This window comes from Mycolicibacterium wolinskyi (assembly GCF_002101965.1).
GTDB lineage: Bacteria > Actinomycetota > Actinomycetes > Mycobacteriales > Mycobacteriaceae > Mycobacterium > Mycobacterium wolinskyi.
The window spans coordinates 594,044-615,822 of the sequence record NZ_LQQA01000015.1; the positions used below are offsets into that span (position 1 = coordinate 594,044).

At 67.3% G+C, this 21,779-nt stretch carries 22 protein-coding genes; 16 read left to right on the plus strand and 6 right to left on the minus strand.

Going from position 1 to position 21,779, the window contains the following annotated elements; all coding sequences use genetic code 11:
* Positions 1 to 143 precede the first annotated feature (143 nt).
* From AWC31_RS17260 to AWC31_RS17270, 3 genes are all read left to right on the plus strand, one after another.
* On the plus strand, positions 144 to 1,493 hold the full coding sequence (locus AWC31_RS17260) for an ammonium transporter (RefSeq protein ID WP_067854182.1): 1,350 nt from the start codon (positions 144 to 146) through the stop codon (positions 1,491 to 1,493).
* 33 nt (positions 1,494 to 1,526) lie between these two features.
* On the plus strand, positions 1,527 to 1,865 hold the full coding sequence (locus AWC31_RS17265; protein WP_003881099.1) for a P-II family nitrogen regulator: 339 nt from the start codon (positions 1,527 to 1,529) through the stop codon (positions 1,863 to 1,865).
* Positions 1,866 to 1,965: 100 nt separating this feature from the next.
* Positions 1,966 to 4,425, plus strand: coding sequence for a [protein-PII] uridylyltransferase (locus tag AWC31_RS17270; protein ID WP_085145309.1), 2,460 nt, complete (start codon positions 1,966 to 1,968; stop codon positions 4,423 to 4,425).
* 7 nt (positions 4,426 to 4,432) lie between these two features.
* Here the strand turns inward: AWC31_RS17270 and AWC31_RS17275 are convergent, their stop codons facing one another.
* Entirely contained in the window at positions 4,433 to 6,616 is a 2,184-nt protein-coding gene (locus AWC31_RS17275) for a molybdopterin-dependent oxidoreductase (RefSeq protein WP_085145310.1), read from the minus strand.
* An 84-nt stretch (positions 6,617 to 6,700) separates the two neighbouring features.
* Between AWC31_RS17275 and AWC31_RS17280 the strand changes: the two genes are divergently transcribed.
* The 3 genes from AWC31_RS17280 to AWC31_RS17290 are packed head-to-tail and all read left to right on the plus strand — an operon-like array spanning position 6,701 to position 10,007.
* On the plus strand, positions 6,701 to 7,333 hold the full coding sequence (locus AWC31_RS17280; RefSeq protein WP_110775117.1) for a TetR/AcrR family transcriptional regulator: 633 nt from the start codon (positions 6,701 to 6,703) through the stop codon (positions 7,331 to 7,333).
* A 44-nt stretch (positions 7,334 to 7,377) separates the two neighbouring features.
* Positions 7,378 to 8,937 (plus strand): signal recognition particle protein, encoded by a 1,560-nt coding sequence (ffh, locus tag AWC31_RS17285; protein ID WP_067854191.1) that lies wholly within the window; start codon positions 7,378 to 7,380, stop codon positions 8,935 to 8,937.
* Entirely contained in the window at positions 8,937 to 10,007 is a 1,071-nt protein-coding gene (locus AWC31_RS17290; RefSeq protein WP_085145311.1) for an amidohydrolase family protein, read from the plus strand. The genes ffh and AWC31_RS17290 overlap by 1 nt, the downstream gene beginning before the upstream one ends.
* A 61-nt stretch (positions 10,008 to 10,068) precedes the next feature.
* On the opposite strand, the gene AWC31_RS17295 is transcribed toward AWC31_RS17290, so the two are convergent.
* The 3 genes from AWC31_RS17295 to AWC31_RS17305 all read right to left on the minus strand — a co-directional run bounded on the left by AWC31_RS17295 (position 10,069) and on the right by AWC31_RS17305 (position 13,581).
* On the minus strand, positions 10,069 to 11,682 hold the full coding sequence (locus tag AWC31_RS17295) for a diflavin oxidoreductase (protein ID WP_085145312.1): 1,614 nt from the start codon (positions 11,680 to 11,682) through the stop codon (positions 10,069 to 10,071).
* A gap of 102 nt (positions 11,683 to 11,784) precedes the next feature.
* Complete coding sequence (locus AWC31_RS17300; RefSeq protein WP_085145313.1) at positions 11,785 to 12,600, minus strand: D-alanyl-D-alanine carboxypeptidase; 816 nt, start codon at positions 12,598 to 12,600, stop codon at positions 11,785 to 11,787.
* A gap of 93 nt (positions 12,601 to 12,693) precedes the next feature.
* Complete coding sequence (locus AWC31_RS17305; RefSeq protein ID WP_085145314.1) at positions 12,694 to 13,581, minus strand: D-alanyl-D-alanine carboxypeptidase family protein; 888 nt, start codon at positions 13,579 to 13,581, stop codon at positions 12,694 to 12,696.
* A gap of 32 nt (positions 13,582 to 13,613) precedes the next feature.
* Between AWC31_RS17305 and AWC31_RS17310 the strand changes: the two genes are divergently transcribed.
* The 5 genes from AWC31_RS17310 (at position 13,614) to trmD (ending at position 16,157) form a co-directional block, all read left to right on the plus strand.
* Positions 13,614 to 14,033: a nuclear transport factor 2 family protein gene (locus AWC31_RS17310; protein ID WP_085145315.1), complete on the plus strand. Its 420-nt coding sequence runs from the start codon at positions 13,614 to 13,616 to the stop codon at positions 14,031 to 14,033.
* A 183-nt stretch (positions 14,034 to 14,216) separates the two neighbouring features.
* The gene (gene rpsP, locus AWC31_RS17315) at positions 14,217 to 14,684 is read left to right on the plus strand and encodes a 30S ribosomal protein S16 (protein WP_085145316.1); all 468 of its coding nucleotides are present in this window, start codon (positions 14,217 to 14,219) and stop codon (positions 14,682 to 14,684) included.
* 8 nt (positions 14,685 to 14,692) lie between these two features.
* Entirely contained in the window at positions 14,693 to 14,935 is a 243-nt protein-coding gene (locus tag AWC31_RS17320; protein WP_003881089.1) for an RNA-binding protein, read from the plus strand.
* A gap of 10 nt (positions 14,936 to 14,945) precedes the next feature.
* Entirely contained in the window at positions 14,946 to 15,467 is a 522-nt protein-coding gene (rimM, locus tag AWC31_RS17325; protein ID WP_067854213.1) for a ribosome maturation factor RimM, read from the plus strand.
* 12 nt (positions 15,468 to 15,479) lie between these two features.
* Positions 15,480 to 16,157 carry a tRNA (guanosine(37)-N1)-methyltransferase TrmD gene (trmD, locus tag AWC31_RS17330; protein ID WP_067854216.1) on the plus strand — a complete coding sequence of 226 codons (678 nt, stop codon included), beginning with the start codon at positions 15,480 to 15,482 and terminating at the stop codon, positions 16,155 to 16,157.
* 11 nt (positions 16,158 to 16,168) lie between these two features.
* Here trmD and AWC31_RS17335 read toward each other — a convergent pair whose 3' ends face one another.
* Positions 16,169 to 17,113 (minus strand): serine hydrolase, encoded by a 945-nt coding sequence (locus AWC31_RS17335; protein ID WP_085145317.1) that lies wholly within the window; start codon positions 17,111 to 17,113, stop codon positions 16,169 to 16,171.
* 311 nt (positions 17,114 to 17,424) lie between these two features.
* Here AWC31_RS17335 and rplS point away from each other — a divergent pair, with 311 nt between their 5' ends.
* From rplS to AWC31_RS17360, 5 genes are all read left to right on the plus strand, one after another.
* Positions 17,425 to 17,766 carry a 50S ribosomal protein L19 gene (gene rplS, locus AWC31_RS17340; RefSeq protein WP_067854222.1) on the plus strand — a complete coding sequence of 114 codons (342 nt, stop codon included), beginning with the start codon at positions 17,425 to 17,427 and terminating at the stop codon, positions 17,764 to 17,766.
* Positions 17,767 to 17,833: 67 nt separating this feature from the next.
* Complete coding sequence (gene lepB / locus AWC31_RS17345; protein WP_085145506.1) at positions 17,834 to 18,670, plus strand: signal peptidase I; 837 nt, start codon at positions 17,834 to 17,836, stop codon at positions 18,668 to 18,670.
* Between the two features lie 22 nt (positions 18,671 to 18,692).
* Complete coding sequence (locus tag AWC31_RS17350; RefSeq protein ID WP_165765992.1) at positions 18,693 to 19,454, plus strand: ribonuclease HII; 762 nt, start codon at positions 18,693 to 18,695, stop codon at positions 19,452 to 19,454.
* 65 nt (positions 19,455 to 19,519) lie between these two features.
* Positions 19,520 to 19,825, plus strand: coding sequence for a DUF2469 domain-containing protein (locus AWC31_RS17355; RefSeq protein ID WP_019346355.1), 306 nt, complete (start codon positions 19,520 to 19,522; stop codon positions 19,823 to 19,825).
* Between the two features lie 26 nt (positions 19,826 to 19,851).
* Positions 19,852 to 21,057, plus strand: a complete 1,206-nt coding sequence (locus AWC31_RS17360; protein WP_207626382.1) for an amidohydrolase — start codon at positions 19,852 to 19,854, stop codon at positions 21,055 to 21,057.
* Here the strand turns inward: AWC31_RS17360 and AWC31_RS17365 are convergent.
* Complete coding sequence (locus tag AWC31_RS17365) at positions 21,044 to 21,748, minus strand: dienelactone hydrolase family protein (RefSeq protein WP_067854228.1); 705 nt, start codon at positions 21,746 to 21,748, stop codon at positions 21,044 to 21,046. The two genes, AWC31_RS17360 and AWC31_RS17365, sit on opposite strands and share 14 nt — an antisense overlap.
* Between the last annotated feature and the right edge of the window lie 31 nt (positions 21,749 to 21,779).

A 21,779-nucleotide genomic window follows, 5' to 3' on the forward strand; every position in this document is an offset into this window, starting at 1 on the left:
GCGACCGGGAAACATGAGCGTAACAGTGATCCGGACTGCGTTCACTTTCCGGAAACGCAACTGCATCACCGATGAAACGCCAGCAATCGAATCTCATCGGGAGGCCGATCCGTCGGCGCACTTCCCAAGGAGGTTCACACAAAGTGGTCTTAGCCCTACCTGACGAATCGTTCGCCGCGTTCGACAGCGGCGATACGGCGTGGGTGCTCGCAAGCGCCGCGCTGGTGTTGCTGATGACGCCGGCCCTGGCGTTCTTCTATGGCGGACTCTCCCGGCAGAAATCCGTACTGAACATGATGATGATGTCCTTCGGAGCCCTGGGTGTCGTCAGCGTCATCTACGTGCTGTGGGGCTACTCGATGTCCTTCGCGTCGGCGCACACCAAAGAGTCCGACATCCTGGGCATCTTCGACAATCCGTTCTCGTTGTTCGGCGTCAGCCAACTGCTGGAAACCCGCGAGATCGGCGGTGAGGAACTACACGTGATCGGCGGATTCGGATCCGTACCGGCCATCGTGTGGGTCGCCTTCCAGCTGACCTTCGCGGTGATCACCGTCGCGCTGATCAGCGGTGCGCTCGCCGAGCGCGTCAAGTTCGGCACCTGGCTGGTGTTCTCCGGCGTGTGGGTCACCTTGGTGTATTTCCCGCTCGCACACATGGTTTGGGGCGGCGGCCTGCTGTCCAACAATGAGCGTGGCTTCGCGTCATGGTTGTTCGGCACCACGGTCGGGGACGACGGGACCGCGACCGCGACGGTCGCGCCGATCGACTTCGCCGGCGGCACGGTGGTGCACATCAACGCCGGTATGGCCGCGCTGGTGCTGGCGATCCTGGTGGGCCGGCGTCGCGGCTTCGGCAAGACGGCGTTCCGTCCGCACAACATCCCGTGGGTCATGCTCGGTGCGGCGCTGCTGTGGTTCGGCTGGTTCGGGTTCAACGTCGGTTCGGAAGGCGCGGCCGACGCGGTCGCCGGCTTGGTGTGGGTTAACACCACGGCCGCCACCGCCGCCGCGATGCTCGGCTGGTTGCTGGTGGAGCGGATCCGCGACGGTCATCCGACCAGCGTCGGTGCGGCCTCGGGCATCGTCGCCGGCCTTGTCGCCATCACGCCGGCGTGCGGTGCGCTCAGCCCCGTCGGGTCGCTGTTCCTCGGCGCGATCGCCGGTGCGCTCTCGGCACTCGCCATCGGCCTGAAATACAAGTTCGGCTACGACGATTCGCTCGACGTCGTGGGTGTTCACCTCGTCGCGGGCCTGTGGGGCACCGTCGCGATCGGCTTGTTCGCCACCGAGACCGGCCTGTTCTACGGCGGCGGAATCCAGCAGTTGGTCGTGCAAATCGTGATCGCCGTCGTGGCAACCGCATTCACCGCGGTGATGACTGCCATCATTGCGTTGGCCCTCAAACCACTGGGCTGGCGTGTCACAGATGAAGATGAGGCCACCGGTATTGATGAGACCGAGCATGCGGAAACCGCTTACGAGCTCGCCTGATCGGGAACAATTGCCCTGGAAGGGATGGAATTTATGAAGCTGATCACTGCGATCGTCAAGCCGTTCACGCTGGAGGATGTCAAGACCGGCCTTGAGCAGACGGGCATTCTCGGGATGACCGTCAGCGAGGTGCAAGGCTACGGTCGCCAGAAGGGCCACACCGAGGTGTACCGAGGCGCCGAGTACTCGGTCGACTTCGTGCCCAAGGTCCGGGTCGAGGTCGTCGTCGACGACTCCGCGGTCGACAAGGTCGTGGATGTCATCGTGCAGGCCGCCCGCACCGGCAAGATCGGTGACGGGAAGGTGTGGGTCAGTCCCGTTGACACTGTCGTCCGCGTCCGCACGGGGGAGCGCGGCGCCGACGCCCTGTAGTCGCGGAGCGGTCCGGACTCCGTGCCGGAGTGATCGACCGCGTCTCCCGGCCAAGGGCAGTGTCAGTGGTAGTTGGTGATTGGCCGGGGGAGGATGCGAAATGACAGAGCACAAACCAGAATCCGCCGGAGCCTCACATGAGGCTCCGGCGGGCTCGTTACGGCCCGCGACCGATCTGGCCGCGGCATCCGAACAATTGATTTCCGGTGCCCGCCAACTTGATTCGGCGGCGCTGCGCGACGCACTTCTCGATCTGCACGAATTCTGGCTCACTACAAAGGCGACCGAGATCGGCATCACGCCGACGAGTGGGTTCGCGATCGTCGCCACCGGAGGTCTCGGCCGCGGTGAGATGTTGCCGTACTCCGACCTGGATTTGATGCTGCTGCACGACAACATGCCGACGGACGTCGTCAGCGAGATCGCCGAGAAGCTGTGGTACCCGTTGTGGGATGCCAACATCCGCATCGATCACAGCGTGCGCACGGTTCCCGAAGCGCTGCAGGTGGCCGGTGACGACATCTCGGTGGGGTTGGCGATGCTCGATGTCCGGCACATCGCCGGCGATGCCGACCTGTCATCGCTACTGGTCGGTGGCGCCCGGCGGCAGTGGCGCATCGGAATCGCCTCGCGTTTCGACGAACTGGTCGAACACGCGCAGGCTCGCTGGCAACGCAGCGGTCAGATCGCGCACCGGGCCGAGCCGGACCTGAAGTCGGGGCGTGGCGGTCTGCGCGACGTTCAGCTTCTCAACGCGCTGGCGATCGCACAGCTCGCCGACGTCTATCCGAGCCGGGCGCTGGCATCGCCGACCGGCACGTTGGGCGGCGCGCACCTGGCGCTACTGAACGTGCGCACCGAACTGCACCGGGTGTCCGGGCGCGGCCGCGAGCTGCTGCTGGCCCAGCACGCCGACGAGATCGGCGCGGCGCTGCGGATCGGCGACCGGTTCGATCTGGCGCGCATGCTCTCCGATGCCGCCCGCACGGTGAGCTACTACGTCGACTCGGGCATCCGTACTGCCGCAAACGCGTTACCGCGACGCGGGTTCGCCGCGCTACGGCGCCCGGTGCGCCGCCCGCTCGACGAAGGCGTCATCGAGTACGCCGGCGAGGTGATCCTCGCGCGCGACGCCCGGCCCGAGCGGGATCCCGGCCTGATCCTGCGGGTCGCGGCGGCCTCGGCGTCCACGGGTCTGCCGATGGCGGTGTCGACTCTCAGTAGGCTCGCCGAGACGGCACCCGAACTGCGTACGCCGTGGCCGCGGCAGGCGCTCAAAGATCTGCTGGTGCTGCTGGCGGCGGGCCCGGCCGCGGTCGCGACCATCGAGGCGCTGGACCGGACCGGCTTGTGGGGCCGGCTGTTCCCGGAATGGGGCGCGGTGCGCGACCTTCCGCCCCGCGACGTCGTCCACATCTGGACGGTGGATCGCCACCTGGTCGAAACCGTATCGCGGGCAAGCGCATTCACCACGCGGGTGTCGCGGCCCGACCTGCTTTTGCTCGGTGCGCTGTGCCACGACATCGGCAAGGGCCGCGGCGGTGACCACAGCGTCATCGGTGCGGAACTGGCCACCCAGATCGGCACCAGGCTGGGCCTGTGGCCGTCGGACATCGACGTGCTGTCCAAGATGGTGCGCTACCACTTGCTGTTGCCCGAGACCGCGACACGGCGGGATCTGCAGGACCCCAAGACGATCGACGGTGTCGTCGCGGCGCTCGGCGGCGACATGGTCCTCCTTGAGTTGCTCGACGTGCTCGCCGAAGCCGATTCGCTGGCCACCGGGCCGGGCGTGTGGGGTGACTGGAAGGCATCCCTGATCGGCGACCTGGTGCGGCGTTGCCGGCTGGTGATGGCCGGTGAGCCGTTGCCGCAGCCGGATCCCGTCGACCCTCGTTTCCTGGAACTGGCGGCCCAGGTCGGTGTTCACGTCGAGCTGACCCAGGGCGACGGTCCGCACATCTACAACGTCACGATGATCGCCCCGGACCGGCGCGGGCTGCTGTCCAAGGCGGCCGGGGTGCTGGCGCTGAACTCGCTTCGGGTGCACTCGGCGTCGGTGAACAGCCACGAGGGTTCGGCGATCAATACGTATGTGGTGTCACCGCATTTCGGTGCGCCGCCGGCCGCCGAGCTACTACGTCAGCAGTTCATCCTCGCGCTCGACGGCGAGCTCGACGTGATCGCCTCGCTGGAGAAGCGCGAACGCGACGCGGCTCAGTATCCGACAACGCGCGCGGGGGAGATTCTCGCCGCGGTACCCGCCAACCACGTTCCGGCGCGTCCACGGATCCTGTGGTCGGAGGGCAGTGTGCCGGGCGAGCTCATCGTGCAGATCCGCACGATCGACCGGGCCGGTCTGCTGGCCCGCCTCACCGCGGTATTCGAGCGCGACGGCGTCGACATCGCCTGGGCGAAGGTCACGACGCTGGGATCCTCGGTGGTCGACGCGTTCGGTATCACGACCACCGGCAGTCTGGCGCGCGACGACCTCGAACGCGATCTGTACGCGGTCCTGCCCACACCCGCGCCTGCCAAACCGGCCGAACAGGCGAGCTGACGGCGGTTCAGCGGGCGGCGACCGCGACCCAGGTGTTGTTGACCGCGGCCGTGCCGGTGAAGGAGTCCACTCGATCCGGGTCGTGCAGCAGGTTCACATTGGCGCCCGGCAGCGTGCGGGCATGGCGCCAACCGCTGCGTTGATGTCCCCAGCCGTGCGGAACGGCAACGGTACCGGGCCGGATGTCGTCGCTGACGTCGAGCGGCAGTTCGATGGCCCCGACGGCCGAGGCGACGGTCACGGTGTCGCCCTGTGCGAGGCCACGTGCGGCGGCGTCGTCGGGGTGCATGAGCACCGTGCAGGTGTTGTTGCCGCCGGTCATGGTCGGCACGTTGTGCAGCCAGGAGTTGTTGCTGCGCAGTTGCCGTCGCCCGATCAGCTGGAGGTCGTAGCGCTGACCTGGACCGCGTGCCGCCTTGTCGAGCAGGGCGCTCGCGGCGTCGACGAACTCCTTTGGGGCCAGATGGATCTTCCGGTCGCCCGTCGCGATCACTTTCCTCAAGCGGGGTCGCAGCGGCCCGAGGTCGATACCACCGGCGCTGTTCTTGAGATCGCTCATCGTGACTGCGTTGCGGCGGCGACGGATCCGGCCATACGGGCCGGTGGCGATGGCCAACGACGCCAGCCGCAACGGATCGATCGACCTGATCAAGCGGTCGCGCAGCGGCTTGGTCAACTGCCGGACGGGGGAGGGGAGCAGCTCCATCGCCAGCCGGGTCAGTATCTCCCAGTCCTCCTTGGCGCCGGCCGGCGGCTCGAACGCGCGGTGTTGATAGCGAATGTTGTTGTGCACACTGAAGATCGGGATGAGAAGTCCGACGTCCTCGCGTTCCAGCGGGGACACCGGCGGCAAGATGAAGTCGGCGTGGCGGGTCGTCTCGGTGACGTACATGTCGACGGCCACGTACAGCTCCAGTTGCGACAGCGCTTCGTCGAGGCGGCCCTTCTGCGGGATCGACGACACCGGGTTGCCCGCGTAGGTGATCATCGCGCGAATCTGCCCCTTGCCGGGGTTGAGAATCTCGTCGGCCATGATGATGGCGGGCAGTTCGGCGCGGAAAGCCTTGTGCCGACCGGACCGGTCCGTCCACAATCCGTGTCCCACGGGGATGTAGCGCGCGAGCCTCGGCACATCGACGACGGGCGTGGAGAACATCGTGCCGCCGGCCCGGTCGACATTGCCGGTGACGGCGTTGATGACCATCACCAGCCAGCTGACCAGGGTCCCGGTCTCCTGTTGACAGATGCCGATTCTCGCGTAGATCGCCGCCGATTCGGCCGCCGCGTGCTCGCGGGCCAGGGCGCGGATGTCCTCGGCGCTGACACCGGCCCGCTCCGCCACTGCCTCCGGTGTGGCGTCGGCCACCAGGGCGGAAAGTTCGGAGAATCCGGCCGCGTTCTCGACCGCGTATGCGTCACAGAGCTTTTCGTCGATCAGCACGTGCAGCATGCCGAGCAACAGGTACGCATCGCCACCGGGCCGGACCGCCACGTGCTGATCGGCCATCCGGGCGGTCTCGGTTCGCCGCGGGTCGATCACGACGACCTTGCCCCCGCGGTCCCGGATCGCCTTGATGCGGCGTTTGGCCCCGGGCATGATCGACAGCGACCCGTTGGACACCGCCGGGTTGGCACCCAGAATCACCAGTCGCTGGGTGCGGTCGATATCGGTGATCGGCACCAGGACGTTGGAGCCGAAGACCTTCCACGCGGCGTACTCGTGCGGCATCTGGTCGATCGAGGATGCGGTGAAGAAGTTCGGGGTCAGCAGCGCGGTGCGCAGCAGGAATCCGTACAGCGCACCCGAGCTGTGCGCGGCCGGATTGTCGAGATACATTCCGAGCGAACGGAATCCGTGCTTCCTGCGGATCCGCCGGAGGCGGGCGCCGATTTCGGCCAGTGCGTCGTCCCAGCTGACCGGTTCGAACGCGTCGCCGACCCGCCGCATCGGGGTGCGCAACCGGTCCGGGTCATGGTGCAGGCCGCCCATCGCCGTGGCCTTGGGGCAGATGTATCCCTTGGAGAAGACGTCGTCGGGGTTGCCCGCGATGCGGGTGACCGTTCCGTCGGTCACGGTGACGTGAAGGCCGCAGTGCGCCTCGCAGAGCGTGCACTGACTGACGACCGTCGTACTCGAGGCGTCGCGGAGGGCGCCGCGTTCGTCGTGGAGGGGGACGTCGATTGCGGTCATGCGAGCCTCTCGGCCGATCTGTCATCGAGCGTTGATAGATGTGACGAGGCTAACAATCTGTCTACGCGTGTGTCAAGATTGGGTGTGGGCGGAGCGCGACGGTACGGCGGTGCCACCGGTGAAGAGCGGATTGCCGAGCGGCGCAATCGTTTTCTCGACGCCGGCCTGCAATTGATGGGCACCAGGGGCATCGCCGCGACCACGGTGCGCGGGGTCTCCGACGCCGCCGGCCTGGCGCCGCGTTATCTCGCCGAATCGTTCCCGACGATCGAGGATCTACATATCGCGGTCTTCGAGCGCATCGCCGATGAGATCGAGACGGCGTGCCTGGCCGCGATCGCGCAGGCACCGGACAACCCGCGGGCCCGGACCTGGGCCGCGCTCGCGGCACTGACCGACCTGATGCTCGGTGACCCGCGCAAGGGACGGGTCATGCTCACCGAATCCGCGTCCTCACCTGCGCTCGGCCCGCATCGCCGCGCCGGGGCGCAGCGGTTCGCTGCCATCCTGGCCGATCTCGCGCGCGGTGGTCCCGGCGACCGTGAGTTGCTCGAAGACCGGCTCGCCGCGCACTTCATCATCGGCGGGGTATCGGAGGCCCTGGCCGCGGTGTTGGCCGGGGAAATCGACATCGACCGCAGTCACCTCATCGATCGGCTCACCGCGCTGCTCTTCGGTGTGACGGTCGGCAGCCGGTCCCCTCAGCGTCTCGGTTGAGTGGGCGGACGTCCGCTCGACCCGCCGACCGTTAGGCTGGTCACGTGTTTGAAAGCCTGTCTGACCGGTTGACCGGAGCCCTGCAGGGCCTGCGTGGCAAGGGGCGGTTGACCGACGCCGATATCGATGCCACGACCCGCGAGATCCGGTTGGCGCTGTTGGAGGCCGACGTCTCGCTGCCCGTGGTGCGCGCGTTCGTCGCGCGCATCAAGGACCGTGCGAAGGGTGCCGAGGTATCGGCGGCGCTGAATCCCGCTCAGCAGGTCGTCAAGATCGTCAACGAGGAGCTCATCGGCATCCTCGGCGGCGAGACCCGCCAGGTGGCGTTCGCCAAGACCCCGCCGACCGTGATCATGCTGGCAGGCCTGCAAGGCGCCGGTAAGACCACGCTGGCCGGCAAGCTCGCGAAATGGCTTAAGGGACAAGGACACACACCGCTCCTGGTGGCGTGTGACCTGCAGCGCCCCGGCGCCGTCCACCAGCTGCAGATCGTCGGTGAGCGGGCCGGTGTCTCGGTTTTCGCGCCGCACCCAGGCACGTCTCCCGAAGGGCTCGAGAACGCCGGGCACGGCGACCCCGTCGCGGTGGCGGCGGGCGGTCTGGCCGAGGCCAAGGCCAAGCACTTCGACGTCGTCATCGTCGACACCGCGGGCCGGCTGGGCATCGACGAGGAGCTGATGGGCCAGGCCGCCGCGATCCGCCAGGCCGTCGACCCCGACGAAGTGCTGTTCGTCCTCGACGCGATGATCGGTCAGGACGCGGTCGCCACGGCCGAGGCGTTCCGCGAGGGCGTCGGCTTCACCGGCGTCGTGCTGACCAAACTCGACGGCGACGCCCGCGGTGGTGCGGCGCTGTCGGTCCGCGAGGTCACCGGCGTACCGATCCTGTTCGCCTCCGCGGGCGAGAAGCTCGACGACTTCGACGTCTTCCACCCAGACCGCATGGCCAGCCGCATCCTGGGCATGGGCGATGTGCTCACCCTGATCGAGCAGGCCGAGCAGGTCTTCGATCAGCAGAAAGCCGAGGAGGCCGCGGCCAAGATCGGCTCGGGCGAGCTGACGCTGGAGGACTTCCTCGAGCAGATGCTGGCGATCCGCAAGATGGGCCCGATCGGCAACCTGCTCGGCATGCTGCCCGGCGCGGGCCAGATGAAAGATGCGCTGGCGGCCGTCGACGACAAGCAGCTGGACCGCGTGCAGGCCATCATCCGCGGTATGACGCCCGCCGAGCGCGCCGACCCGAAGATCATCAACGCCTCACGGCGCCTGCGCATCGCCAACGGCTCCGGCGTCACGGTGTCCGAGGTCAACCAGCTCGTGGACCGGTTCTTCGAGGCCCGCAAGATGATGTCGTCGATGGCCGGGCAGATGGGCATGGGCTTCGGGCGCAAGAGTGCGACCCGCAAGGCGGCCAAGGGCAAGAACAAGCAGGCAGGCAAGAAGGGCCGCAAGTCGGGGAAGGGGCCGACCCCGCCGAAGGCGCGCAACCCGCTGGGTATGCCCGGCGGATTCCCCGACCTGTCGAACATGCCGAAGGGGCTCGATGAGCTGCCGCCCGGCCTTGCCGACTTCGATCTGTCCAAGCTGAAGTTCCCCAAGAACTAGTGCTCCACGTCAGGGGACGCGGCCTGCCCGATGGCGAACCCGTCGAGTGGTGGGTGGCGCACGGGCTGCTGTCGGCCGAGCCAATTGCCAACGCCGAGACGGTTTTCGGGGCCGATGGGGATGGCGGCTGGATCATCCCGGGGCTGGTCGACGCGCACTGCCACGTCGGCCTGGGTCCGGGTGGCCCGGTGTCGACGGACGAGGCCGTCGTACAGGCCGAGACCGAGCGCGACGCCGGTGCGCTGCTGTTGCGCGACGCGGGATCTCCGGTCGACACCCGCAGCTTCGACGATCGTGACGACCTGCCGCGCATCATCCGCGCGGGACGGCATCTGGCCCGGCCCAAGCGCTACATGCCGGGATTGCCGATCGACATCGAGGACGAGTCGCAGCTGCCCGAGGCCGTGGCCGAGCAGGCCCGGTGGGGTGACGGGTGGGTGAAACTCGTCGGCGACTGGATCGACCGGGGGATCGGCGATCTCGCGCCACTGTGGTCCGACGACGTCCTCAAGGCCGCCATCGACGCCGCGCACGCCGAGGGCGCCCGGGTCACCGCCCACGTGTTCGGCGAGGACGCCCTGCCCGGCCTGATCAACGCGGGCATCGACTGCATCGAGCACGGCACCGGCATCACCGACGACATCATCGAGCTGATGCTGGCGCAGGGCACCGCGCTGGTGCCGACGTTGATCAACATCGAGAACTTTCCGGGCATCGCCGACAAGGCCGCCAAATATCCCACGTACGCCAAGCACATGCGCGATCTGTACGCGTCGTGCCATCAACGCGTCGGCGCGGCGCACGAGGCCGGGGTGCCGATCTTCGCCGGAACCGATGCCGGCGGGATGATCGCCCACGGCCGGATCGGCGACGAGATCAAGGCGCTCGGCAAGGTGGGCCTGAGTCCCACCGATGCGCTTGGCGCGGCGTGCTGGGATGCGCGGGCCTGGCTCGGCCGGCCGGCGCTGGAGCACGGCGCGTCGGCCGACCTGCTGTGTTTTGCCGACGATCCCCGTGTGGTCGGCGTCGACCGTCCCGATCTGGTGATCCTGCGCGGCCGCGTGTTCTGACCCGGTGATTTGTGCACCTGCCGTAACGCCCACCGTTACCGCAGGTGCACAAGTCGCCTGACTAGTACACGTCGCGGACGTATCGGTGCGTCTTGATGAGGTCGTTGACGTAGGCGTGCGCGGCGTCGGCGTCCATCCCGCCGCATCGCGCGACGATGGCGTGCAGTGTCGCATCGACGTCTTTGGCCATGCGGTCGGCGTCGCCGCACACATAGACGTGGGCGCCGTCCTGCAGCCAGGCGAACAGTTCGTTCGCGTTCTCCGACATGCGTTGCTGGACATACACTTTCGTGTCCTGGTCACGCGAGAACGCCAGATCCAGTCGGGTCAGGGTGCCGGACTCGACGAAGCCCTCCAACTCGTCGCCGTAGAGGAAGTCGGTGGCGCGGCGGCGGTCGCCGAAGAACAGCCAGGACCGGCCAGGAGCCTGCGTGGCCCGGCGCTCCTGGAGGAATGCGCGGAACGGTGCGATACCGGTGCCCGGGCCGATCATGATGATCGGTACGTCGTCCGCGGGCAGGCGGAAGTTGTGGTTCGGGCGCAGGTGTACCCGCAGCGCCTGGCACCGCTCGGCCAGGAATGTCGAGGCCACGCCGCCGTGGTGACGATCTTCGTTGGTGTAGCGCACGGTGGCCACGGTCAGGTGCACGCGGTCGGGGTGGACAAGCGGACTCGACGCGATCGAGTAATCGCGGAACTGCAGTGGACGCAAGGTGTCGACGAACTCGTCGACCGACAGTGCGGCCAGCCGGATCAGATCGAGCACGTCCTTGCCGTACAACCACGAACCTTCGCCGGTAGTGGCGTCGGCGCCGAGTGCAGCAGCCACGCGCGGGTTGCGGGTGCGCGACGCCACCAACGCCTGCAGCGCCCGCGAGGGGGTTCGGATCTCCAGCTGCTCGGTGAGCAGGATCCCGAGAGGCTCGTCGTGGTCGGCGACAGCGTGGTCCGGCCCGACGCCGAGTTCGGCCAGGATCTCCGCGACGAGGGCGGGATCGTTGGTGGCGTGCACGGCGATCGAATCGCCTGCGTGATAGGTGAACCCGCCGGGGAGATCCACCTCGTAGTGGCGGACCTCCTTGTCGGACGCCGATGCGGTGAGTAGCCGGTTGACGCTCAGCCGGGCATCGACGGGTTCATGATGGCGATCGCGGCTCGGCTGTTCGGTGCGCTCGGGTGTGCTCGCGACCATTGCGCCCGCGGCCGGGGCGGCGTGTTCGGCGGCCAGCAGTTTGACGAGGTCGGTCGTCCACGCCTTGGCCGGCTGTTCGTAGAAGCCGTCGACGTCGATGCGCTCCAGCATCCTTGTGGCGCCCAGCGTCTCGAGCCGCTCGTCGAGCAATTTGCCTGCGTTGCAGAACAATTCGTATGAGCTGTCGCCGAGTGCGAGCACCGCGAAGCTCATGTGCTCAAGGCGGTCGGTGTCGGCGCTGATCGCCTCCCAGAACAAGGTGGCGTTGTCGGGGAATTCGCCGTCACCGAAAGTGGAGGTGACCACGACGAAGTGCGTGGCCTGCTGCAGTTCCGCCACTTCGATCTGGTTGAGTTCGCGCGCCTCGGATTCGATGCCGAGCGTATCGGCTGCGGCCTCGCAGAAGGTCATGGCGGCATCTTCGGCATTGCCCATATCGGTGCCGAAGGCGACGATCAGCGAGAAGTCGCGTCGGTCGGTCACATGGCTCCCCTCAATCGCGCGCCGCGGATGGACGGGCGCTAAATTTAGGGTGACCTTACTTTGGCGAGGCCGGTTGCGGGGCTCTCCCTTCGGCGGCTGGGACTACTGACCGAATCCGTAGTCGAACAAGTTGATCGCCTGGCCGTACAGGTCGCCGGTGCCGTACATCTGGACGACGACCAGGCGGCGGTTACCTCGTTGTGCAGCACCGACATAGGTCTTGCGCGCCAAGTTCGTGTAGCCGGTCTTGCCGCCGATGTCGCCGGGATAACGCGTCAGGAGCTCGTTCTGGTTGGTGATCGTCTTGCCGGGAAACTGCGCCGACGGCTGGCGCATGATGTGGGCGATCAGCGGATACTTCAACGCCGCGCGGAAGATCACCGCGAGGTCGTGCGGCGTGGTGATCGACTCCCATCCGGGTCCGTCGAGACCCGAAGGGGAGGAGGCGCGCGTGTTGCGGGCGCCGACGGCGGCGGCCTTGCGGTTCATCGCCGCGACGGTGGCGCGTTGCCCGCCCAGCATGTCGGCAAGCATGTTCGCCGCGTCGTTGCCCGACACCATGAGCAGCGCCTCGAGCAGTTGGCGCGTCGTGTACGGGCGGCCGGGCTCGAGTCCGACACATGAGCACTCGACTTTGGTGTGAGATGCGTTGGCGCGCGCGAAGTTATCGGGCCTGAGGTGGTCGAGCACGACCATCGCGAGCAACGGTTTGATCGTGCTCGCGGGTGCGTAGGAACCGTACGGGTCTTTCGATGCGAGGACGCGGCCGGTGTCGAGGTCGGCAACGAGCCACGCCTTCGCCGGCCCGTCCGCGATCGCTTGTGCGCCCGCGGGTTCCACGGCCGGCTGCGCTGCCACGGCGGGCGCCGAAACGATCGCGCCGAGGGCGAGCGCGGCCGCCGCGAACAGTCTTCGCACGAGCGCCGAGGCTACGGAACCCAGGACTCGTTCAGCGCGCGATCAGGTTTCCGTACGGTCTCGACGGCAGACCCGGTTCGCTACGGCGTGGTGTTACAGGGCCCCGACGCTTGCCGACCGGTCCTGCGCGAACCCCCAGTCCAGCAGCGCGGCGGCCTGGTCCCAATACGTCGGACCGCCCTCCTTGACCAGCCCGAACATCAGCGCGACGACCAGACGCCGCCCGTCACGCTGGGCCGCGCCGACGAACGTCTTGCGGGCGATGTCGGTGAATCCGGTCTTGCCGCCGATGGCGCCCGGGTAGCGGTGCAGCAGCTCGTCTTGGTTGACGAGCACCCGGTCGCCGGTCTTCGTCGGAAACACCGTCGAGGGCATGGCGGTGATCTGCGCGAACACCGGATTGGCCATCGCGGCTCGGAAGATCACCGCGAGGTCGTGGGGTGTGGACCAGAACGGCATGCCGGGCCCGTCCAGTCCGGACGGCGTCACGACGTTCGTGCCGTGCGCGCCCAGCGCCGCGGCCTTGGCGTTCATCTTCGCGACCGCGGCTTCCTGGCCGCCCAGCATGCGCGCCAGCGTGTTGGCCGCATCGTTGCCCGAGGCCAGGAGCGCGGCCTCCAGGAGCTGGCGCGCCGTATACGTGTGACCGGGCGCGACGCCCGCGCAGTTGCACTCGACGTGGGTGTCGGCCTCGTCAGCGACGATCGTGGCGTCGAGCGGTACCTCGTCGAGCACCACCTGGGCCAGCAGCGTCTTGATCGTGCTCGCGGGCGCGTAGCGGACGTTCTCGTTGCGTCCGGCCAGTACCTGCCCGGTGTCCATGTCGGCGACGATCCACGCCTGCGCGGGCCCGTCCGGAATGGGCACCGAGCCCACCTGCTGTACGTCGATGTCGGCACCGGCCAGCGGCGCCGAGACAGTCGTCAGAGCGGTGAACACGGCGGTGACGGACACGATGAGCGCGCAGACGATCCTCCCCATGGCGGGACAGCGTAATCGTGTTGAATCGAGACATGTTGAGCCTGGCGGAGATTTCGGATCGACTGGAGATTCAGCAACTTCTCGTGGCCTACTCCACGGCGATCGACCGGCGGCAGTTCGATGACCTGGACTCCGTGTTCACCCCGGACGCCTACATCGACTACCGCGCCATGGGCGGCATCGACGGCCACTATCCGGAGGTGAAGGCGTGGCTGGCCGAGGTACTGCCGAACTTCCCGGCCTACGCCCACATGCTCGGCAACTTCGATGTGCGGATCGACGGTGACACTGCGTCGTCGCGCACCATCTGTTTCAACCCGATGGTGCTGGGCGGTGACGACCAGCAGGTGCTGTTCTGCGGGCTCTGGTACGAGGACGAATTCATCCGCACCGCCGACGGCTGGCGCATGAGCCGGCGCGTCGAGACCAAGTGCTTCGACCGCGTGATCTGACGATTGCGCCGAACAGCGGCGATTTTGGGCTGCACTGCCTGCTCTGGCACAATGAACGGCTGTCTGTCGTGCGACCCGTTAAATGTGCTGCACGGCGGTCATACACGTAAGGCAAAACCGGATCGGGCAATTCCGCCCGCATCGCCGAATTGCAGCGTGACACCACAGGAGAAACGCTTAACCATGGCTGTCAAGATCAAGCTCACCCGGCTTGGCAAGATCCGCAATCCCCAGTACCGCATCGCCGTCGCCGACTCGCGCACCCGCCGCGACGGCCGCGCCATCGAGGTCATCGGCCGCTACCACCCCAAGGAAGAGCCGAGCCTGATCGAGATCGATTCGGAGCGCGCGCAGTACTGGCTGGGCGTCGGTGCTCAGCCCACCGAGCCGGTTCTGGCCCTGCTGAAGATCACCGGTGACTGGCAGAAGTTCAAGGGTCTGCCTGGCGCCGAGGGCACGCTGAAGGTCAAGGAGCCCAAGCCGTCGAAGCTCGATCTCTTCAACGCGGCTCTCGCCGAGGCGGAGAGCGGTGGCACCACCGAGGCCACCACGCCGAAGAAGAAGAAGGCTCCGAAGAAGGACGAGGCGCCCGCCGAGGCTCCTGAGGCCAAGGCCGACGAGCCTGCTGCCGAAGCAGCAAGCGAGAGCTGAGCAGCCCGGTGAGTTCTGTCGTGGTCGACGCGGTCGAGCACCTCGTCCGCGGAATCGTGGACAACCCCGACGACGTGCGTGTGGACATGGTGACCAGCCGTCGCGGCCGGACCGTCGAGGTGCATGTGCATCCCGATGATCTCGGCAAGGTCATCGGCCGCGGTGGCCGCACCGCCACCGCGCTGCGCACCCTGGTCGCGGGCATCGGTGGGCGCGGTATCCGCGTCGACGTGGTGGACACCGACCAGTAGTAGAAGTCGTATGGACCTCGTTGTCGGGCGGGTCGTCAAAGCTCACGGGATCTCCGGTGAGGTCGTCGTCGAGGTCCGCACCGACGATCCGGACGCCCGTTTCGCGCCGGGCGGCGTGCTGCGCGGCCGGGCCAAGGGCGGTGCCGAGCGTTCGTTCACGGTCGAATCGGTCCGTGAGCACGGCGGCCGGTTGCTGATCCGGCTCGCCGGGGTCGCCGACCGCAACGCGGCCGACGAGCTCCGGGGAACCGTGTTCCTGGTCGACACCGCCGAGTTGCCTGCGATCGACGATCCCGACGAGTTCTACGACCACGAACTCGAAGGGTTGCGCGTCGTGACGGTCGACGGCGCACCGGTGGGCTCGGTCACCGAGGTACTGCACACCGCGGCGGGGGAGCTGCTCGCGGTGAAGGCCGACGGTGACGGGCGCGAGGTGCTGGTGCCGTTCGTCGGCGCCATCGTCACATCCGTCTCCCGGGAGACCGGAACGATCGTCATCGACCCGCCCGAGGGTCTGCTGGAACTGGGCTGAGGATGGCCGACCGTGCGTATTGATGTCGTCACGATCTTCCCGGCCTATCTCGATCCCATTCGGCAGTCGTTGCCGGGCAAGGCAATCGATGCCGGGATCCTCACGCTGAACGTGCACGATCTGCGGTCCTGGACCCACGACGTGCATCGCTCGGTCGACGACTCTCCGTACGGCGGGGGACCCGGAATGGTGATGAAGGCCCCGGTCTGGGGTGCGGCGCTCGACGAAATATGCACCGAGGACACGCTTCTGGTGGTTCCGACACCGGCGGGCCGGCTGTTCACGCAGGAGATGGCCCAGCAGTGGAGCGGTGAGCGGCACCTGGTGTTCGCGTGTGGCCGGTACGAGGGCATCGACCAGCGCGTCGTCGACGATGCCGCCCGGCGCATGCGGGTCGAAGAGGTGTCGATCGGCGACTACGTGTTGACCGGTGGCGAATCGGCTGCGCTCGTGATGATCGAGGCGGTGGTCCGGCTGATGCCCGACGTACTGGGCAATCCCGCGTCACACCAACAGGATTCGCATTCCGACGGGCTGCTGGAAGGGCCCAGTTACACCCGGCCGCCGAGTTGGCGCGGCCTCGATGTCCCGCCGGTCCTGCTGTCGGGCGACCACGCCAAGGTCGCGGCCTGGCGGCATGAGCAGTCGCTGCAACGGACCCGGGAACGACGGCCCGATCTGCTGGACTGACCGGCCAGAGCTCAGATGTGCCCGTCGGGGAACATCGTCTTGACCGCGTCGGTGATGGTCCTGCGGGCGGTGGACGAGTCGGTCGGCTGTAGCGCGCCGATCACCATGACGAAGCGGCGGTCGGGGCCGATCACGCCCGTGGACAGGTGCATCCAGTCCGAGCCGATGCAGCACATCCAGCCTTGCTTGACCGCGACGGGCTCGCCGTAGAGACCGTCGGGGATGCCGAACCGTTGGGGGTAGATGCCCCCGGGCTGGGTGCCGTCGATCGCATTCGGAGTCGACTGCGCGAGGTTGGACAGGATGACGTTGGCCTGTTCGGCGGGCAGCCCGCCGCTGCCGTTCATCAGCATGTCGTAGTAACGCACCAGGTCGGCCGCGGTGCTGATGGTGTTCCACCACCGGCCGTCATTGGGCGGTCGGGTCGAGCCCAGGCCGTAGCGCGCAGCCACCCGGGTGACGATCGAGTCGCCGCCACTGCGGTTCCAGAAGACCTCGGCCGCGCTGTCGTCGGACGACCGCAGCATGACGTCGAGTTGCTTGCGGTCCTCCGGGCTGATGACCGTCTCGCCGTTGGCCTCCTGCAGCAGCAGGTCGTCGGCGATGAACAACTTCACGACCGATGCGATCGCGATGGTGGTCCCGTTGCCGTTGGAGACGAGTTGACCGGTGTTGCGGTCGAGCACCAGAACGGTGATGTCGGCTCCGGCGTCCGACGCGACCGCCGTCGCCTGCTGGGCGCGGTCCTGAAGGCCCTGAAAGCTCATGGGGGGCTCGTCGAGCGCGGCTTCGGGGAGCGGCGCCATGCCGCCCTGCGGGACAACGACGGTGAGCTGTGGCGCGTCCGGGGTATCCGACGGTGTGCCGTACACCCGGGCTTCGCATCCGGTTACGACCAGCAACGCAGCCGCGCTGAGCGCTGCCGCCGACTTGCGTATCGACGGCCGCCGTTCCATCGCCCTCCCTCGAACCTCGCTGGAACTTCGTGCAGCCTAACCGCTGGCGGGCAGCCTCGCGTAGTTAGGCGTACTCATTGTTGGCGGTAGTGATGTTGCCGGTGGTGATGAGGCGTAAACGATCGAGGCTGTCACCGGATTTCACTGGACGGGGTCCCATCTGGCACAATTGAGCAGTTGTCTGTGCAGGACTGGGACGGGTCAACCTCCCGCCCGCTGCGAGATGCACCCCGATACACCCGAAAAGATAGCTCTGGCTGCGCGACTGCGCGCACTCGACCGGAGCCGCGAACAACAAGGAAGTGTCACCGATGAACACGCTGGACTTCGTCGATCAGACGTCGCTGCGCGACGACATCCCGACCTTCAGCCCCGGCGACACCGTCAACGTGCACGTGAAGGTGATCGAGGGCTCCAAGGAGCGCATCCAGGTCTTCAAGGGCGTCGTGATCCGCCGCCAGGGCGGCGGCATCCGCGAGACCTTCACCGTGCGCAAGGAGAGCTACGGCGTCGGCGTCGAGCGGACCTTCCCCGTCCACTCGCCGAACATCGACCACATCGACGTCGTCACCCGCGGTGACGTGCGCCGGGCCAAGCTGTACTACCTGCGCGAACTTCGCGGCAAGAAAGCGAAGATCAAGGAAAAGCGCTGAGCGACGCGTCGCGCATGGCGCAGCTGTCGTCACAGAGCCTGATACGACGCTCGCTACTGTGGACCCCGTGACCGGATCCACCGACTCAACCGACGCGTCGTCGGAGGACGAACTCGACACCGATCCCGATACGTCCCACTCGGTGGCCGAAGAGGACAAGCCCCAGAAGCGCAAGCACTCCGCGTTGCGCGAAGGGGCCATCCTCGTCACCATCGCGCTCGTCCTGTACTACGTGATGCTGACGTTCGTCGCCCGTCCGTACCTGATTCCCTCGGAATCCATGGAGCCGACTCTGCACGGCTGCCCGGGCTGTGTCGGCGACCGGATCATGGTCGACAAGCTCACCTATCGGTTCTCCGAGCCGGAACCCGGCGACGTCGTGGTGTTCAAGGGCCCGCCGTCGTGGAACATCGGCTACAAGTCGATCCGCTCCGACAACACCGCGATCCGGTGGGTGCAGAACGCGTTGTCCTTCGTGGGATTCGTCCCGCCGGACGAGAACGACCTCGTCAAGCGAGTCATCGCGGTGGGCGGACAGACCGTGGAGTGCCGTGCGGCCACCGGTCTGACGGTCAACGGCAAGCCCTTGAACGAGCCGTACCTGAATCCGACCACGATGATGGCCGATCCGAACATCTACCCGTGTCTCGGCAACGAATTCGGTCCGGTGACCGTGCCGAAGGACCGTATCTGGGTGATGGGCGACAACCGCACCCACTCCGCGGATTCGCGGGTGCACTGCACGAATCTGCCCGCGGACGCGCAGAAGGGTCTGCTGTGCACGGGTGACCCGATGGCCGGCACCGTCCCGGTGGAGAATGTGATCGGTAAGGCACGATTCATCGCATGGCCGCCCTCCCGGTGGGGTGGGATCAGCAGCGTGAATCCGCAGACCAACTCTTAGGAGCAGCCTCGTGCCCTCCGAGGTGAAGATGTCGTGGCCGCCTCGAACGGTGATCCGGAAGTCCTCGGGTCTGCGCACGCTGGAGTCTGCGCTCTATCGCAACGGCCTCGGTCCGGTTGCCGGGGTCGACGAAGTGGGCCGGGGTGCCTGTGCCGGGCCGCTTGTGGTCGCGGCGTGCGTGCTGGGGCCGAACCGGTTGGAGAGCCTGGCCGCGCTCGACGATTCGAAGAAATTGGGCGAGAAGGAACGCGAACGGCTGTTCCCCCTGATCCGCCGCTACGCACTGGCGTACCACGTGGTGTTCATCCCGTCTGTCGAGGTCGACCGCCGGGGAGTGCATGTGGCCAACATCGAGGGCATGCGCCGCGCCGTGGCGGGTTTGGCGGTGCGGCCCGGCTACGTGTTGTCCGACGGTTTCCGGGTGCCCGGCCTTTCGGTGCCGTCGCTGCCGGTCATCGGTGGCGACGCCGCGGCAGCGTGCATCGCCGCGGCGAGCGTGCTCGCCAAGGTCAGCCGCGACCGCCTGATGGTCGAGATGGAGCGGGACCACCCTGGTTACGGGTTCGCCGAGCACAAGGGGTACAGCACGCCCGCCCACACCGCGGCGTTGGCCGAGTTGGGTCCGTGTGTGGAGCACCGCTACTCGTATGTGAACGTGCGGCGGGCCGCAGCGACGACGAACGTGGGGCGGGCCGCCAAGACGGGCGCACCGATGCGCAGTGGCGATGGGACGTACGCAAAGATGGGCAACGAATGCCTGAGCGAAGAGCAGACTACTGGGTGAGCGCTTGGGCGAAGAGCGGACAATGTGACTGAGGCCGTGGATCTACGAGAAGGACAGCAGAGCAGATGAGCGCCGAGGATCTCGAGAAGTACGAAACCGAGATGGAGCTCTCGCTGTACCGCGAATACAAGGACATCGTCGGTCAGTTCAGCTACGTGGTGGAAACCGAGCGACGGTTCTACCTGGCGAACAGCGTGGAGTTGATTCCGCGTAACTCCGACGGCGAGGTGTATTTCGAACTGCGCTTGGCCGACGCCTGGGTGTGGGACATGTACCGCCCGGCGCGCTTCGTCAAGCAGGTCCGCGTGATCACGTTCAAAGACGTCAACATCGAAGAAGTCGAAAAGCCCGAGCTGCGGCTCCCGGAGTAGCCGGGATGGGCAACCGGGTCGATGCGGTGCTGGCGGGCTTGCCCGACGTGCGTGCCTGGCAGGAGCCGTTGTACCGGGACCTGCATCAGCACCCGGAACTGTCGCATCAGGAGCATCGCACGGCCGGTCTGGTGGCCACGCGGTTGGCCGATGCGGGTGTGGACGTCCATACCGGTATCGGTGGCACCGGGGTCGTCGGCGTCCTGCGCAACGGGGACGGGCCGCGGGTCCTGCTGCGTGCCGACATGGATGCGCTTCCGGTGACCGAAGCGACCGGGCTGCCCTACGCGAGCGCCGAACCCGGCGTCATGCACGCATGTGGCCACGACGTCCACGTGACGTGCTTGCTGGGTGCGACTGAATTGCTTGCCCGCGCAACGCAACACTGGAGCGGTACGCTCGTCGCCTTGTTTCAGCACGCCGAGGAGGTCGGTGACGGCGCACGAGGCATGGTCGATGACGGCCTGGCCGATCTGGTGGGTCCGGTCGACGTGGCGCTGGCCCAGCATGTGGGGCCCGCGCCGGCCGGCATGCTCGGTGTGCACAGCGGGCCGTTCCTGTCGGCCGCCGACAGCATGCGCATCACGGTGTACGGCCGCGGCGGCCACGGCTCCATGCCGCAGGCGACCGTCGATCCGGTCGTGTTGGCGGCGATGATCGTCATCCGGTTGCAGACGATCGTGTCCCGCGAGATCGCACCCACCGAGACGGTCGTGCTGACCGTGGGGAGCATCCGGTCGGGCATGAAGAGCAATGTGATCGGCGACCATGCGGTGCTCGAACTCAACCTGCGGACCTACGATGCCGCGGTGCGGACGGCGGTGCTCGATGCGATCCGGCGCATCGTTGTCGCCGAATGCCAGGCCTCGGATTCGCCGCCGAAGGACCCCGAATTCGAGCTGTACGACAGCTTTCCGCTCACCGTCAACGACGACGACGTCACCGCCCGGGTGCACCAGGCGTTCACCGAGTTCTTCGGCGCGCGGGTGCAGACGATCGGTCAGGCAACTGCAAGCGAGGATTTCAGCGACATCCCCGCCGCGTTCGGTGCGCCCTACACGTACTGGGCGATCGGTGGTATCGACCCGCAGAAGTACCGGACCGCCGCCGAGGCGGATCGTGTGAGCATCGACATTCCGGTGAACCACTCACCCGGGTTCGCGCCCGAGATTCAGCCGACGCTCGATGTCGGCACGCAGGCCCTCGTGGTGGCTGCGCTCAGCTGGCTTTAGGCCGCAGGTGCTGTCCGAAGAACGCGAACACGCGTGACCAGGCGTCGGCGGTGGCCGCTTCGTCGTAACCGAAACCGGTGATGCGCATCAGGGGCTGCGCCGGCAGTTGGTTGGCGAAGCTGTGGCCGGCCTGCGGGTACACCTTGATGTCGGCGGGGATGTTGTTGGCCTGGACGACCTTGCGCAGCTTCGCCGGTGCGCCGATGCCCATCGGGTCGCGGCGGCCGAAGCTCGCCACGATGGGGCAGGACGCGTCGAGCGTCTCGTCGAGACGACGGGGGAGCGGCGTGCCGTAGAACGGCGCCGATGCGGCGAAACCCTTGGGCCCCATGATGAGTGCGAACTGTCCGCCCATGCAGAAGCCGACGATGCCGACGGTTCCGGTGCACTGCGGATGTGCGAGCAGGTGATCGCGTGCGGCCAGGATGTCGTCGAGTGCGCGGCCCCGCTGGGTCAGCAGTTCGCGGAACACCCGCGTGATGCAACGCGCGCGGCCGCCGCGCGAGTACAGGTTGGGGGTGATCGCCAGGTAACCGGCGGCCGCGATGCGCGTGGAGATCGACTCGTTGTCGGGCCCGTAGCCGATCGCGTCGTGGATGACCACGACACCGGGCCACGGCCCCGCGTCTTCCGGAGTGCCCAGCAGGGCGTCGATCGGACCGTCGGGGGTGGTGATCGAGATCGTCGTCACGCCACCGAATGTAGCGGCTCGGCGGCCGCGG